General features: G+C 75.3%; 13 protein-coding genes. 9 read left to right on the plus strand and 4 right to left on the minus strand.

The window, feature by feature from the left end:
• Positions 1–40: 40 nt before the first annotated feature.
• Entirely contained in the window at positions 41–532 is a 492-nt protein-coding gene (locus ACFT55_RS13880) for a hypothetical protein (protein WP_380244422.1), read from the minus strand.
• 272 nt (positions 533–804) lie between these two features.
• Between ACFT55_RS13880 and ACFT55_RS13885 the strand changes: the two genes are divergently transcribed.
• The 3 genes from ACFT55_RS13885 (at position 805) to ispF (ending at position 2,588) form a co-directional block, all read left to right on the plus strand.
• On the plus strand, positions 805–1,287 hold the full coding sequence (locus tag ACFT55_RS13885; RefSeq protein ID WP_380244423.1) for a CarD family transcriptional regulator: 483 nt from the start codon (positions 805–807) through the stop codon (positions 1,285–1,287).
• 81 nt (positions 1,288–1,368) lie between these two features.
• Entirely contained in the window at positions 1,369–2,100 is a 732-nt protein-coding gene (gene ispD / locus ACFT55_RS13890) for a 2-C-methyl-D-erythritol 4-phosphate cytidylyltransferase (RefSeq protein WP_380244424.1), read from the plus strand.
• Positions 2,097–2,588 (plus strand): 2-C-methyl-D-erythritol 2,4-cyclodiphosphate synthase, encoded by a 492-nt coding sequence (ispF, locus tag ACFT55_RS13895; RefSeq protein ID WP_380244425.1) that lies wholly within the window; start codon positions 2,097–2,099, stop codon positions 2,586–2,588. Before ispD ends, ispF begins: the two co-directional genes overlap by 4 nt.
• Here ispF and ACFT55_RS13900 read toward each other — a convergent pair.
• Entirely contained in the window at positions 2,585–3,253 is a 669-nt protein-coding gene (locus ACFT55_RS13900; RefSeq protein WP_380244426.1) for a D-alanyl-D-alanine carboxypeptidase family protein, read from the minus strand. The genes ispF and ACFT55_RS13900 overlap by 4 nt on opposite strands.
• An 87-nt stretch (positions 3,254–3,340) precedes the next feature.
• Here ACFT55_RS13900 and ACFT55_RS13905 point away from each other — a divergent pair, with 87 nt between their 5' ends.
• Together ACFT55_RS13905 and ACFT55_RS13910 are read left to right on the plus strand one after the other, a co-directional pair.
• Positions 3,341–4,063: a response regulator transcription factor gene (locus ACFT55_RS13905; protein WP_380244427.1), complete on the plus strand. Its 723-nt coding sequence runs from the start codon at positions 3,341–3,343 to the stop codon at positions 4,061–4,063.
• Positions 4,056–5,171, plus strand: a complete 1,116-nt coding sequence (locus tag ACFT55_RS13910; protein ID WP_380244428.1) for a sensor histidine kinase — start codon at positions 4,056–4,058, stop codon at positions 5,169–5,171. Before ACFT55_RS13905 ends, ACFT55_RS13910 begins: the two co-directional genes overlap by 8 nt.
• Before the next feature lie 16 nt (positions 5,172–5,187).
• Here ACFT55_RS13910 and ACFT55_RS13915 read toward each other — a convergent pair whose 3' ends face one another.
• Positions 5,188–6,606 carry a D-arabinono-1,4-lactone oxidase gene (locus ACFT55_RS13915; protein ID WP_380244429.1) on the minus strand — a complete coding sequence of 473 codons (1,419 nt, stop codon included), beginning with the start codon at positions 6,604–6,606 and terminating at the stop codon, positions 5,188–5,190.
• Between the two features lie 86 nt (positions 6,607–6,692).
• Here ACFT55_RS13915 and ACFT55_RS13920 point away from each other — a divergent pair, with 86 nt between their 5' ends.
• Genes ACFT55_RS13920 through rlmB form a run of 4 tightly spaced genes read left to right on the plus strand, consistent with a single transcriptional unit; the run spans position 6,693 to position 11,709 of the window.
• Entirely contained in the window at positions 6,693–7,901 is a 1,209-nt protein-coding gene (locus tag ACFT55_RS13920) for an alanine racemase (RefSeq protein WP_380244430.1), read from the plus strand.
• Positions 7,902–7,947: 46 nt separating this feature from the next.
• A complete protein-coding gene (locus tag ACFT55_RS13925) occupies positions 7,948–9,246 on the plus strand; it encodes a low temperature requirement protein A (RefSeq protein WP_380244431.1) in 1,299 nt (432 codons plus the stop codon).
• 9 nt (positions 9,247–9,255) lie between these two features.
• The gene (cysS, locus tag ACFT55_RS13930) at positions 9,256–10,680 is read left to right on the plus strand and encodes a cysteine--tRNA ligase (protein ID WP_380244432.1); all 1,425 of its coding nucleotides are present in this window, start codon (positions 9,256–9,258) and stop codon (positions 10,678–10,680) included.
• 30 nt (positions 10,681–10,710) lie between these two features.
• Complete coding sequence (rlmB, locus tag ACFT55_RS13935) at positions 10,711–11,709, plus strand: 23S rRNA (guanosine(2251)-2'-O)-methyltransferase RlmB (protein ID WP_380244433.1); 999 nt, start codon at positions 10,711–10,713, stop codon at positions 11,707–11,709.
• A 220-nt stretch (positions 11,710–11,929) separates the two neighbouring features.
• On the opposite strand, the gene ACFT55_RS13940 is transcribed toward rlmB, so the two are convergent.
• The gene (locus tag ACFT55_RS13940) at positions 11,930–13,219 is read right to left on the minus strand and encodes a DUF4032 domain-containing protein (RefSeq protein ID WP_380244434.1); all 1,290 of its coding nucleotides are present in this window, start codon (positions 13,217–13,219) and stop codon (positions 11,930–11,932) included.
• Between the last annotated feature and the right edge of the window lie 118 nt (positions 13,220–13,337).

Genomic DNA, 13,337 nt, shown 5'->3' on the forward strand with positions numbered 1-13,337 from the left:
GCCCGCCCCTTCGTCGTGAGGGCTGGGCTGGGCGGAGGCCTCAGGAGGCCGTGGCGCTCGGCACGTAGTCCTTGTACTCCGGGAGCGTGCCGTCCATGACCGGCAGGAAGAAGTCCTGGTCGACCCCGGCCCCCGAGAGGGTGGCGTCGAGGTCGCCGCCCGGCTGCGCGGCGACGGCCGCGATCTGCGGGTCCTCCACCTGGGCGCCCTCCTGGTCGGCGTTCAGGTAGATGGTGCCGCCGGCAGGCACGGTGACCGACAGCGGGTCGGCGCCCTCGGCCGTGAGGACGACGTCGACGTCCTCGGCCGAGTCGTTGGCGACCGCGCCGAGCAGGTTGCCGGGCTCGCCCTCGCCCTCGCTGACGACCATGAGGTTGATGCCGCGCACCTGGTCGGTGAGGTTGACGCGCACGCCGTCGGACGGCGCGTACGGCTTGGTGGTGATCGTGGGGGAGCAGGCGGCCAGCAGCAGGGCACCCGCCATGACGCTGGCGGCGGCGACGGTGCGTGCGGGGCGGGCGGAGCGGGACACGTGCTCTCCTTCGAAGGCGTCGGCTCGCGGCGCGGGTGGCGTCGCGGGCGCGGGAATCAGCGGTCCTCCCGCGCTGAGCAGGGGAGGAGCAGGCCCGCAGGGGGCCCGCAGACATCCTAGCGAGGCCCGGCACGTGGTGCGTCCCTGGGTGCGCTACCAGCGCTCTGACCTGCGAAGACGTGGGTCGAGACAGGGCGTCGAGGGGGTCGCGGGCAGGGGGGTGTCAGCGCCCGCGTGATAAGATCGTCGACTGGGAAAGGGGACATCTGCAGATGACGTTCACAGTAGGCGAGACGGTTGTCTACCCGCATCACGGCGCCGCGCTGATCGAGGAGATCAAGACGCGGAAGATCCGTGGCGAGGAGAAGATGTACCTCAAGCTCAAGGTCGCCCAGGGTGACCTGACCATCGAGGTCCCGGCGGAGAACGTCGACCTCGTCGGCGTGCGCGACGTGGTCGACCAGCAGGGGCTGGACCGCGTCTTCGAGGTGCTGCGCGCGCCGTACACCGAGGAACCGACCAACTGGTCGCGCCGGTACAAGGCGAACCTCGAGAAGCTCGCGTCCGGCGACGTGATCAAGGTCGGCGAGGTCGTGCGCGACCTGTCGCGCCGTGACGCCGACCGCGGCCTCTCGGCAGGCGAGAAGCGCATGCTCGCCAAGGCTCGCCAGATCCTCGAGTCCGAGGTCGCGCTCGCCGAGGGCGTGGACGAGGCGAAGGCCGGCGCCATCATTGACGAGGTTCTCGCCTCCTGAGGCACCCGTCACCAGCGCTGCACGACGGCGACCCCCGGCTCCGGCCGGAGGTCGCCGTCGTCGTTCCGGTACCGTGACGCCGTGACGACGCTCGCGATCCTGACCGCCGCGGGGTCCGGGACCCGGCTCGGCCGCGACCTCCCCAAGGCCCTGGTGACGCTGGGCGGCTTCCCCCTGGTGGTCCACGCCGCGCGGAGGCTCGCCTCGTCCGGCGTCGTCGACTCCCTCGTCGTCACCTGCCCCGCCGGGCTGGACGCGGCGGTGCGGGACGTCGTCGCGCAGGACCCCCACGTCGCCCTCCCGGTCCGTGTGGTCGAGGGCGGAGCCACCCGGCAGGCGTCCGTCGCGGCCGGGCTCGCGCTCGCCGGGCCCGACGACGACGTCGTCCTCGTGCACGACGCCGCCCGCCCCCTGGCCCCGCCGCAGCTCGTGCGCCGTGTGGTCGAGGCCGTCCGCGCCGGCCACCGCGCCGTGGTCCCCGGCCTCCCCGTCACCGACACCGTCAAGCGCGTCGCCGCCGGACCGCCGGCGGCCGGCGGCCTCGCCGTCGAGCGCGTCCTGGAGACGCCCGACCGCGCGCTCCTGCGGGCCGTCCAGACCCCGCAGGGCTTCGACCGGGGGCTCCTCGTACGGGCCCACGCGGCGGGCGCCGCCCGCGCGGGGGCCGAAGGCCTCGCAGCGACCGACGACGCCGGCCTCGTCGAGGCGCTGGGCGAAACCGTGCACGTCGTCGCCGGTGACGCCGCGGCCCTGAAGATCACCACCGAGCGCGACCTGCTGGTGGCCACCCTGCTGCTCGAGGAGGAGTCGTGACCGTCCTGCCCCGCACCGGCCTCGGGGTCGACGTGCACGCGTACGCCCCGGAGGGCTCGGACCGTGAGCTGTGGCTGGGCGGGCTGCGCTGGCCGGGCGAGCGCCCGCTGGCCGGCCACTCCGACGCCGACGTCGCGGCGCACGCCGCCGCCGACGCCCTGTTCTCCGCGGCCGGCATCGGCGACCTGGGCACCCACTTCGGCACCAGCGAGCCCGAGTGGGCCGGTGCCGCCGGGGCGACCCTGCTGGCCGAGGCCGCGCGCCGCGTCCGGGAGGCGGGCTTCGACATCGGCAACGTCGCCGTCCAGGTGATCGGCAACCGGCCCAAGGTCGGGCCCCGTCGCGCCGAGGCGGAGGCCGCCCTGAGCGCGGCCGCGGGCGCGCCCGTGTCGCTCAGCGCGACGACGACCGACGGGCTCGGGCTCACCGGCCGGGGCGAGGGCGTCGCGGCGATCGCCACGGCGCTCGTCGCCCCTCGGTCCGCCTAGCCCGCACCGCTCGTCCGGGGGTCGGCGGTCGCGTCGGCGTACGGGGCAGGGCACCCCGCGTCGGGGGCGTCCGGGCGCAGCTCGTAGTGCCACGGCTCGTTGGCGTACACCGGGCACAGCCCGTACGCGGCGCCGTGCCCGGCCAGCCACACCGTGCCGCCGTTCTGCGCCAGGTCGACGGCGTCCCCGGTCACGTGCGACGACGTGTCCGCCGGGGCGACCCACCGGGCGGCCGCGGCAGCCGAGCCGTACTGGGCGACCGCCTCCCGCAGCAGCTGGGCCTGGTAGTTGCGCGACCGCCAGCCGCTGTTGACGACGAACGTGACGCCGTCCTCCTCCGCGGCCGTCGCCGCCTGCTCCAGGGCGGTGCGCAGCGCGGGGGCGAGGTTCGCCAGGGCGGGGAGGTCGTCGTCGAAGACCGTCGTGCCGCTGGGGACGGTCCCGTCGTCCTCGCCCGCCCTCTCCGCCCGGCCGTCGTGCTCGGGCCGCCCCGCCGGGACGCCCGCGGGCGACGCGGACGTGCGCGCGACGGAGGCGGCCGGCGGGTCCGGCTGGCAGGCGGCGACGCCGGCCGCGACGGCGACGGCGGTCAGGACCGCGAGGGCGGCCGACGGCGTGGGGCGGGACGGACGGGCGGGGGACGGGGCGGTGCCGGTGCGGAACATGTCCCCAGTCGAGCGGGGGCACCGTTGCCGGCGCGTATGCGCTCCTCGATACGCGGACGATACGCGCCCGTCCGTAGCATCGAGGGCATGCGTGTGCTGATCGTCGAGGACGAGCCGTACCTGGCGGAGGCCGTCCGTGACGGGCTGCGCCTCGAGGCCATCGCGGCCGACGTCGCCGGCGACGGGGACACCGCGCTCGAGCTGCTCGACCTCAACACCTACGACATCGCCGTGCTCGACCGGGACGTCCCGGGGCCGTCCGGCGACGAGATCGCCGCGCGGATCGTCGCGTCCGGCACGGGGACGCCCATCCTCATGCTCACGGCGGCGGACCGCCTCGACGACAAGGCGTCCGGCTTCGAGCTCGGCGCCGACGACTACCTCACCAAGCCGTTCGCGATGCGGGAGCTGGTGCTGCGGCTGCGGGCGCTCGACCGGCGACGCGCGCACGTGCGGCCACCGGTGCGGGAGCTCGCCGGCCTGCGGGTGGACCCGTTCCGCCGGGAGGTCTACCGGGACGGGCGCTACGTCGCGCTCACGCGCAAGCAGTTCGCCGTGCTGGAGGTCCTCGTCGCGGCCGAGGGCGGCGTCGTGAGCGCGGAGGAGCTGCTGGAGCGGGCCTGGGACGAGAACGCCGACCCGTTCACCAACGCCGTGCGCATCACCGTCTCGGCGTTGCGCAAGCGGCTCGGGGAACCGTGGGTGATCGCCACCGTGCCGGGGGTCGGCTACCGGATCGACGCCATGTCCGTCGACGACGCGGGGACGGTCGAGGCGCCGGCGCCGGCCGACGGGGCGGGGCGTGGCTAGGCCGCGCGGCCCGAGCGTCCGTCTCCGGCTCACGCTCAGCTATGCGGGCTTCCTCATGGTGGCGGGCGCGCTGCTGCTCGCCGTCGTGTGGGTGTTCCTGCTGCGCTACGTGCCGGACGCCCCGATCATCACCCGGGGCGGCCTCGGGAGCCCGTTCGTCCCCAACCGGTCCGACCTGCTGCGCGCCTTCGGTCCCAAGGCGGCCTGGGCGCTGGTCGCCCTGCTCGTCGTCGGCCTGCTCGGCGGCTGGGTCCTCGCCGGCCGGATGCTCGCCCCGTTGACCCGCATCACGGACGCCACGCGCCAGGCGGCGGCGGGCTCGCTCGCGCACCGGGTCCGGCTGCCCGGCCGGCAGGACGAGTTCCGGGAGCTCGCCGACGCCTTCGACGACATGCTCGCGCGGCTCGAGGCGCAGGTCGCCGAGCAGCAGCGGTTCGCCGCCAACGCGTCCCACGAGCTGCGCACCCCGCTCGCGATCACGCAGGCGCTCCTCGACGTCGCACGCCGGGACCCGGGCCGGGACACCGAGGAGCTCCTCGCGCGGCTCGCCGACGTCAACTCCCGGGCGATCGACCTCACGGAGGCGCTGCTCCTGCTCAGCCGGGCCGACCGGGGGTCGTTCGCGAGGGAGCGGGTGGATCTCTCCCTCGTCGCGGAGGACGCGGTCGAGACGCTCCTGCCCTTCGCCGACGAGCGCGCCGTCGCCCTCCGGGTGAGCGGCGAGGCGGCCCCGGCCGTCGGCTCGCCCGCGCTCCTGCTGCAGCTGGCCACGAACCTCGTGCACAACGGGATCGTCCACAACCTGCCGAGCGGGGGCACGGTCGAGGTCGCGACCGGGGTCCGCGCCGGGGAGGTCGTGCTCACGGTCGAGAACTCCGGCGAGAAGCTCGACCCCCAGCTGGTCCCCACCCTCACCGAGCCGTTCCAGCGCGGCGCCGGGCGCACGCGCGGCGACCACGGCGGCGTCGGGCTGGGCCTGGCGATCGTCCGGAGCATCACCGCGGCGCACCACGGTGCCCTCAGCCTCGCCGCCCGCCCGGACGGCGGCCTCCGGGTGACGGTCCGGCTGCCGGCGGCGGGCGTCGTCCCCGCCTGGCCCGCCCGCTGACCTGGCGGCGGGGCGGCTACCCCTGCGGGACGCCGAGGACCGTGTCGGTGTAGTCGTTCCGGAAGACGCCGTCGGGGTCGACGGCGGCGCGCACCCGGGCGACGTCGTCCAGCGGGTAGTGGTCGCCCAGGTACTCGGCCGTGCGGGTGTGCATCTTGCCCCAGTGCGGGCGGCCGCCCGCCGCGACGAAGATCTGCTCCGCCGCGCTGAAGTACCGCTGGTACGGCATCGGCGCGTACTGGTGGACCGCGACGTACGCCGTCTCGCGGCCGTGGGCCGTGGACAGCCACACGTCGTCCGGGGCGGCGAACCGCACCTCGACGGGGAACGGGACGGGCTCGCCGGAGGCGCGCAGCCACGCGTCCAGGTCGTCGAGCACGCCCCGCAGGGCGGCGCGCGGCAGGGCGTACTCCATCTCCACGAACCGCACCCGCCGGCGCGTGACGAACACCTCGGCCGACGGCGCCACGTACGTCTTCGCGCCGAGCACCCGGGCGCTGACCGCGTTGAGCCGCGGCACCAGGCCGGGCGCAGCCAGCGCGAGCCGGTTCACCACCTCGAAGGCGCCGTTCGAGAGCACCTCCTCGTCGAGCAGCGCGCGGGCCCGGGCCCCGGCCGTGCGGACCGCGCCGCGGGCGCCGGCCCGGCCGGCCGACCACGCCTCGACCTCGTCCGCCGTCGCCCGGTTGTTGCGCTTCGTCAGGGCCCGGCGCGTGCCGGGGAACCAGTAGAACTCCGCGTGGTCGTTGTCGTCGACGTACTCGTCGAGCTGCTCCAGCACCCGGTCCAGCGGCCACGGCTCCTCCTGCGCGCGCAGCCAGAACGCGGGCACCACCTCGAGGGTGACGGCGGACAGGACGCCCGCGACGCCGAGGCCGAGCCGGGCCAGCTCGAACAGCTCGCGCTCCGGGGTGCCGGCCGCCGCCGCGTCGCTCGCGGACCGCACCGCGCCGTCCGCGCCCACCACCCGCACGCCGCGCACCTGCGTCGCGAGGCCGCCGAGGCGCGCGCCCGTGCCGTGCGTGCCCGTCGAGACGGCACCTGCGACGGACTGCCGGTCGATGTCGCCCAGGTTGCGCATGGCGAGCCCGAGGGAGGCGAGGAGCCGGTTGAGGTCGTGCAGCCGCGTGCCCGCGCGCACCGTCACGAGGCTGGTGCCGTCGGGCTGCGGCACGACCGCCTCGACGCCGCTCAGGTGGTCGAGGCTCAGGTGGAGGCCGTCGGTCACCGCCGCGGCGGTGAAGGAGTGCCCGGCACCCATCGCGCGCACCCGCGAGCCCTGGGCCGCGGCGCCCGCGACGACGGCGGCGAGCTCGCCCTCGTCCCGCGGCGCGACCCGGCGGGAGGGCTGCCAGCTGTGCGTGCCGCCCCAGGTGCGCAGCGGGGCCTCGGACGTGCGGGGAGCCGGTGTGCCGGCGACGGTGCTCGGATTCACGCGCACACTCTGCCACGGGCGGCCGCTCGCGCGGATCCGCCGTCGGGAGGATCCCAGGGCGGTCGGCACCCGTGTAGCGTGCGGCCATGACCCAGACGGAGCGGCTGGCCCGCGCGACCGCGCACCTGCCCGCGCCCGTGGCGGTGGTCGACCTCGACGCCTTCGACGCCAACACGGCCGACCTGCGCCGCCGCGCCCGCGGGGTGCCGGTGCGGGTGGCCAGCAAGTCGGTGCGCGTGCGGTCCCTGGTGGGCCGTGCGCTCGACGCCGGCTTCCAGGGCGTCATGGCGTTCTCCCTGGCCGAGGCCCTGTGGCTCGTCCAGGAGGGCACGTCCGACGTCCTCGTCGGCTACCCGACGGTGGACACCGACGCGCTCGCGCGGCTCGCCTCCGACGTCCGCGCCCGGCGCGAGATCACCCTCATGGTGGACGACGTGGCGCAGCTCGCGCTGCTGGACGCGGCCCTGCGCGCCGCCGCGCCGGTCGGCTCCGGCGCGTCGTCCGGCGCGCTGCCCGACGTCGCCGTCTGCCTGGACGTGGACGCCTCGCTGCGCCTCGACGTCGGCCCGCTCCAGCTGCACCTGGGCACGCGCCGGTCCCCGCTGCGGACGCCCGGGAACGTCGCGGCGCTCGCCCGGCGGGTCGAGGCGCTGCCCGGCGCGCGCCTGCGCGGCCTGATGTTCTACGAGGCGCAGGTCGCCGGGCTGCCCGACACCAACCCGGCCGTCCGGATGGTCAAGCGGCTGTCCGTGACGGACCTGGACCGGCGTCGTGCCGAGGTCCGCGACGCGGTGCGCGCCGCCGTCGGCCACGACGTGCCGCTGGTGAACTCCGGCGGCACGGGGTCGCTCGAGACGTCGTCGGCGGGCCCCGCCGTCACCGAGGTCACCGCCGGCTCCGGGCTGTTCGTGCCCGGCCTGTTCGACGGGTACCGGGCGTTCGACCCGCGCCCCGCCGCCTTCTTCGGGCTGGACGTCGTCCGCCTGCCCGCGCCCGGCTGGGCCACCGCGTTCGGCGGCGGGTACGTCGCCTCCGGGCCGGCGGGGCGCTCGCGCCTGCCCCGCGTCGCGACGCCGGGCTGGTCGCTCACCGGCACCGAGGGCGCGGGCGAGGTCATGACGCCGCTGCGCCGCCGGCGGGGAGCACCGCCGCTCGCCGTCGGCGACCGCGTCTGGCTGCGCCACGCGAAGGCCGGCGAGCTCATGGAGCGGTTCGACGTCGTGCACCTCGTCCGCGGCGACGCGATCGTCGAGACGGTGCCGACCTACCGCGGCGAGGGCCGCACCTTCGGCTGAGCGCGGGGTCTCGCGCCGCCCGCCGCCGGCACGCCACGATGGGCGCATGAGCACCCAGCACGGCGACGTCGTCGCCGCAGGAACGCCGCGCGTCCGACGCATGGTCGGGCGCGACCCCGGTGCGGGGCACCGCACCGCGACCCCCCTCGAGCTGCTCTTCGACCTGACCTTCGTCGTCGCGTTCGGCGTGGCGGGGGACGAGGGCGCCCACCTCCTGGCGGAGGGGCACGTCGAGGCGGGCCTCGTCGGGTTCGGCTTCGCCATGTTCGCCATCTGCTGGGCGTGGATCAACTTCTCGTGGTTCGCCTCGGCGTTCGACACCGACGACTGGGTCTACCGCCTCACCACGATGGTGCAGATGATCGGCGTGATCGTCCTCGCCCTCGGGCTGCCCGTGATGTTCGACTCGCTGGACGAGGGCGGGCGGGTGCACAACGAGGTCATGGTCGCCGGGTACGTCGTGATGCGGCTCGCCATGCTCGTGCAGTGGCTGCGGGCCGCGCGGCAGGCGCCGCGCTACCGGCGCGCCTGTCTCGGCTACGTGTGGACGCTCGTCGTCTCGCAGGTGGGGTGGATCGTGCTCGCGGTCGCACCGGTCTCGCAGGGCCTCTTCTTCCTGGCGGGAGCGCTGCTGGTGGCCGTCGAGATGGGAGGACCGTACGTCTCGGAGCGCCTCGTGCCCGGCGACGGGCAGAGCACCCCGTGGCACCCGCACCACATCGCCGAGCGCTACGGCCTGCTGGCGATCATCACGCTGGGGGAAGGCGTCATCGGCACGGTCGCGACGCTGTCCGCGGTGGTGGGGCACGGCGACGGCTGGACGCTGGACGCCGTGCTGGTCGCGGTCGCCGGCACGGCCCTGACGTTCGGGCTGTGGTGGACCTACTTCCTCACGCCCGCGGGCGAGCTCCTGGAGGCGCACCCGGAGCGGTCGTTCCTGTGGGGCTACGGCCACATCGTCGTCGTCGCCGCCCTGGCCGCCACGGGCGCGGGCCTGCACGTCGTGGCCTACGGCCTGGAGGGAGAGTCCACCCTGAGCCCGGTGGGCACCCTCCTCGCCGTCGTCGTGCCGATCCTCGTGTTCCTCCTCTCCGACTACGTGACGTTCTGGGGCCTGGCGCGCACCGTCGACCGGCTGCACCTGTCGCTGCTCGTCGGCGGCGTCGTCGTGCTCGCCCTCGCGGTGGCCGTGGTCGCCGCCGGCGGCCCGACCGCCGTCGGGCTCCTGCTCGCCGCGCTCGCACCGGCCGTCACCGTGGTCGGCTACGAGACCGTCGGCCACCGGCACGTCGCCGCGCTGCTCGGCCGCGCCCTCGACCAGGGGGAGGAGAGGGCCGGCCGGTAGGCTGGACCGGTGAGCCTGCGCCTGTACGACACCGCGACGCGCGACGTGCGCGACTTCGTCCCCCTGAACCCGGGCGAGGTCGGCATCTACCTGTGCGGCGCCACCGTCCAGGCTCCGCCGCACATCGGCCACCTCCGTCCCGTGATCGCCTTCGACATCCTGCGCCGCTGGCTGGAGCGCTCCGGCCTGCGCGTCACCCTCGTGCGCAACGTCACCGACATCGAGGACAAGATCCTCGCGAAGGCCGCCGCGGCCGGCGTCGAGTGGTGGGCGCACGCCGCCACCCACGAGCGTCTGTTCAGCCGCGCCTACGACGCGCTCGGCGTCCTGCCGCCCACGTACGAGCCGCGCGCGACCGGGCAGGTGCCCGACATGGTCGAGCTGATGGAGCGCCTCGTGGAGCGTGGGCACGCGTACGCGTCCGGCCCCGGCGACGTCTGGTTCGACGTCCGGTCCTGGCCCGCCTACGGCGAGCTCACGAAGCAGCGCCTGGAGGACCTCAACCCCGAGCCGGCCGACGGCGACACGGTCGCCGCCGCCAAGCGCGACCCGCACGACTTCGCGCTGTGGAAGGCCCCCAAGCCCGGCGAGCCCGCCACCGCGTCGTGGGAGACACCGTTCGGCCGGGGCCGGCCCGGCTGGCACCTCGAGTGCTCCGCCATGGCGCGCCGCTACCTGGGCGACTCGTTCGACATCCACGGCGGCGGCCTCGACCTCCGGTTCCCGCACCACGAGAACGAGCAGGCGCAGTCGCGCGCCGCCGGCTACGGCTTCGCGCAGCGCTGGATGCACTGCGCCTGGGTCACGCAGCAGGGCGTCAAGATGAGCAAGTCGCTCGGCAACGGCCTCCTGGTCACCGAGCTGCTCGCCCAGGCGCCCGCCCCCGTGATCCGCTACGCGCTCGCCTCCGTGCAGTACCGTTCGATGCTCGAGTGGTCGCCCGACACCCTCGACGAGGCGCGCGCCACCTGGGAGCGCCTCACCGGGTTCGTCGAGCGGGCCACGGAGCGCGTCGGCGCCGTCCCCGCGCACGAGGTCGCCAAGACGGAGCTCCCGGCGGCGTTCGTCGAGGCGATGGACGACGACCTCAACGTGCCCGCGGCGCTCGCCGTCGTGCACGAGCACCTGCGCGCCGGGAACAGCGCGCTGGCGTCGCGCGACGACACGGCCGCCCGGGTCGAGCTCGTCGCGCTGCGCGGCATGCTCGACGTCCTGGGGCTCGACCCCGCCGACCCGCAGTGGGCCGACGGCGAGGGCGACACGAAGGCGCGGACCGCGCTGGAGTCGCTCGTCGCCGCCGAGCTCGACGCCCGCACGGCCGCGCGGGCGGCCAAGGACTGGGCCGCCAGCGACGCCATCCGCGACCGCCTGGCGGCGGCCGGGGTCGTCGTGCAGGACTCTGCCGACGGCGCCCGCTGGACGCTGACCGACTGACCCGCTCGACCCACCCTGAGAAGAGACACCATGGCAGGCAACACCCGGCGCCCCGGCGCCGTCCGCAAGGCCGGCAGCAAGAAGGGCGCGCAGGTCGGCACCGGCGGCCACGGCCGCAAGTCGCTCGAGGGCAAGGGGCCGACGCCGAAGGCGGAGGACCGCACCTACCACCCCGCGTACAAGCGCAAGGTGGCCGCGGAGAAGCGCGAGACGGCGCAGGCCGAGCGGGGCGCGAGCAAGGGCGTCGTGCGCGGCACCCGCCGCCCCACCGGCGGCGCGGAGGTCGTCGCGGGCCGCAACGCCGTGCTCGAGGCGCTGCGCACCGACGTCCCCGTGACCGCCGTGCACCTCGCCGCGCGGATCGACCACGACGACCGCACCCGCGAGATCCTCGAGCTGGCGTCCGTGCGCTCCGTGCAGCTGCTCGAGGTGTCCCGCACCGAGCTCGACCACCTCACCGAGGGGTCCGTGCACCAGGGCGTGGCCGCGCAGGTGCCGCCGTACGAGTACGCCGACGTCGAGGACCTGCTCGACGCCGCCGCCGAGGCCGGGCAGGCCCCGCTGATCGTCGCGCTCGACGGCGTGACCGACCCGCGCAACCTCGGTGCGGTCCTGCGCTCCGCCGGCGCCTTCGGTGCGCACGGCGTCGTCGTGCCGTCGCGCCGCTCCGCCGGCGTGACCGCGTCCGCGTGGAAGGTGTCCGCCGGCGCGGCGGCCCGCGTGCCCGTGGCCAAGGTGACCAACCTGTCCCGCGCCCTGACCGACCTGAAGAAGTCGGGCGCGTTCGTCGTCGGCCTGGACGCGGGGGGCGACACCGAGGTGCGCGACCTCGCGTTCGCCACCGACCCGCTGGTCCTCGTCGTCGGCTCCGAGGGGCACGGCCTGTCGCGCCTCGTCCGCGAGACCTGCGACGCCGTCGCGTCCATCCCCATCTCGTCCGACGTCGAGTCGCTGAACGCCGGCGTCGCCGCGGGGATCACCCTCTACGAGGTGGCGCAGGCACGCCGCTCCGCCCCCTCGCCGAAGTAGGTCACATCCTGCCGAGGTAGTGCACCAGATGCCGAGGTAGTCCAGCAGACACCGAGGTAGTCCAGCAGACACCGAGGTAGTGGCCCAGGCCGCTACCTCGGCAGGAACCGGACTACCTCGGCACGGGCTCGACTACCTCGGCACGGGCTCAACTACCTCGGCGCCTGCTGCACTACCTCGGCAGGGACCCGACTACCTCGGCGGGAGCCTGGCTACCTCGTCAGGTGGAGAGGTGGAAGTGGTCGTCCTCGGGAGCGCCCTCCGGGCCGGTGTCGACGTCCGCGTCCCGCTCGCCGGGGGCGACGCCGAGGATCGCCTTCTCGTCCGGGCGGTGGCGCAGGACGTGCTCCACGTACGACGCGGTCGCCTCCGGCATGGGCACGTCGCGGCCCGCCTGCTCCGAGATGAACCAGCGGTGGTCGAGGATCTCGTGGAAGAGCTGCGCCGGCTCGAGCTTGCGGCGCAGCTCGCGCGGGACCGCACGGATGGTCGGCTGGAACACGTTCTGCGACCAGTCGTGCGCCACCATCTGCGGGTCGTCCTCCTGGCGGTCGGTGGCCGCCACGAAGGAGTCGAGGTCGTTGAGCAGGCGCCGGGCCTGGTTGTCCTGCACGTCGAGGCCGGTGAGACGGAACAGGCGGCGCGAGTGGTGGCCGGCGTCGACCACCTGCGGCTGGATGCGCACGGTGGTGCCGTCGATGTCGGTGGTGATCGACAGCTCGCCCACGTCGAAGCCGAGGTCGTTGAGGCGGTCGATGCGCGCGGCGACCCGCCAGCGCTCGTCGGCGCCGAACGACTCGACCCCCGTCAGCGCCTCCCACAGCTCGGTGTACCGGGACACGAGGGCGTCGCCGATGGCGAGCTCGTCGACCTCGGCGTCGAGCAGCTCGCCCGCGGCGAGGTCCATGAGCTCACCGATGATGTTGGTCCGGGCCAGGTCGACGTCGTACTCGCGCTGGCCGCGGGAGAGCTCGCGGTGCAGGTCGCCCGTCTCCGCGTCGACCAGGTAGGCGGCGAACTGGTGGGCGTCGCGACGGAACAGCGTGTTCGACAGCGAGACGTCGCCCCAGTAGAAGCCGACGAGGTGCACGCGCACCAGCAGGACGGCGAGCGCGTCGATGAGCCGCGACGCGGTGTCGGGGCGCAGCGCCTGGCTGAACACGGCACGGTAGGGCAGCGAGAACGCCAGGTGCTCGGTGACGAGGGCCGCCTCGAGCGGCTCCCCGGCGTCGTCGAGCCGGCCCGTGACCACACCCACCGGCCGCACCGCCGGGATCTCGAGCTTGCGCAGCTGGCGCAGCAGCTCGTACTCGCGGAAGGCGACCGACTCGCTGATCTCCTTGATCGCGAGGACGCGCCCGTCCAGGCGCACGAAGCGCACCACGTGGCGCGAGATGCCGCGGGGGAGTGCGGCGAGGACGTCCGCCGGCCACTCCGCCAGCGGGGTGCGCCAGGGGAGGTCGAGCAGCGCGGAGTCCGGCGTCGCCGAGGTGATCTTCAGCTGTTCCACGTCGCTCCATACGGTGTGGGCGGGCACTCGGCCCGGCTCTCGACCCGCGAGGGGGCCACCATCCCGCCCACAACGCTCCGGCTCGTCAGGGTACGCGACGAGGGGCGGGCCCGGCAGC

It is taken from the genome of Isoptericola sp. NPDC057191 (assembly GCF_042670225.1).
In the GTDB taxonomy this organism is placed as follows: Bacteria; Actinomycetota; Actinomycetes; order Actinomycetales; family Cellulomonadaceae; genus Isoptericola.

Bases quoted from the DNA above. Each gene is read 5' to 3' on its own strand.
- ACFT55_RS13885 (WP_380244423.1), top strand. From the start codon at position 805: ATGACGTTCACAGTAGGCGAGACGGTTGTCTACCCGCATCACGGCGCC.
- ACFT55_RS13920 (WP_380244430.1), top strand. From the start codon at position 6,693: ATGACCCAGACGGAGCGGCTGGCCCGCGCGACCGCGCACCTGCCCGCG.
- ACFT55_RS13905 (WP_380244427.1), top strand. From the start codon at position 3,341: ATGCGTGTGCTGATCGTCGAGGACGAGCCGTACCTGGCGGAGGCCGTC.
- rlmB (WP_380244433.1), top strand. From the start codon at position 10,711: ATGGCAGGCAACACCCGGCGCCCCGGCGCCGTCCGCAAGGCCGGCAGC.
- ACFT55_RS13900 (WP_380244426.1), bottom strand. From the start codon at position 3,253: ATGTTCCGCACCGGCACCGCCCCGTCCCCCGCCCGTCCGTCCCGCCCC.
- ACFT55_RS13925 (WP_380244431.1), top strand. From the start codon at position 7,948: ATGAGCACCCAGCACGGCGACGTCGTCGCCGCAGGAACGCCGCGCGTC.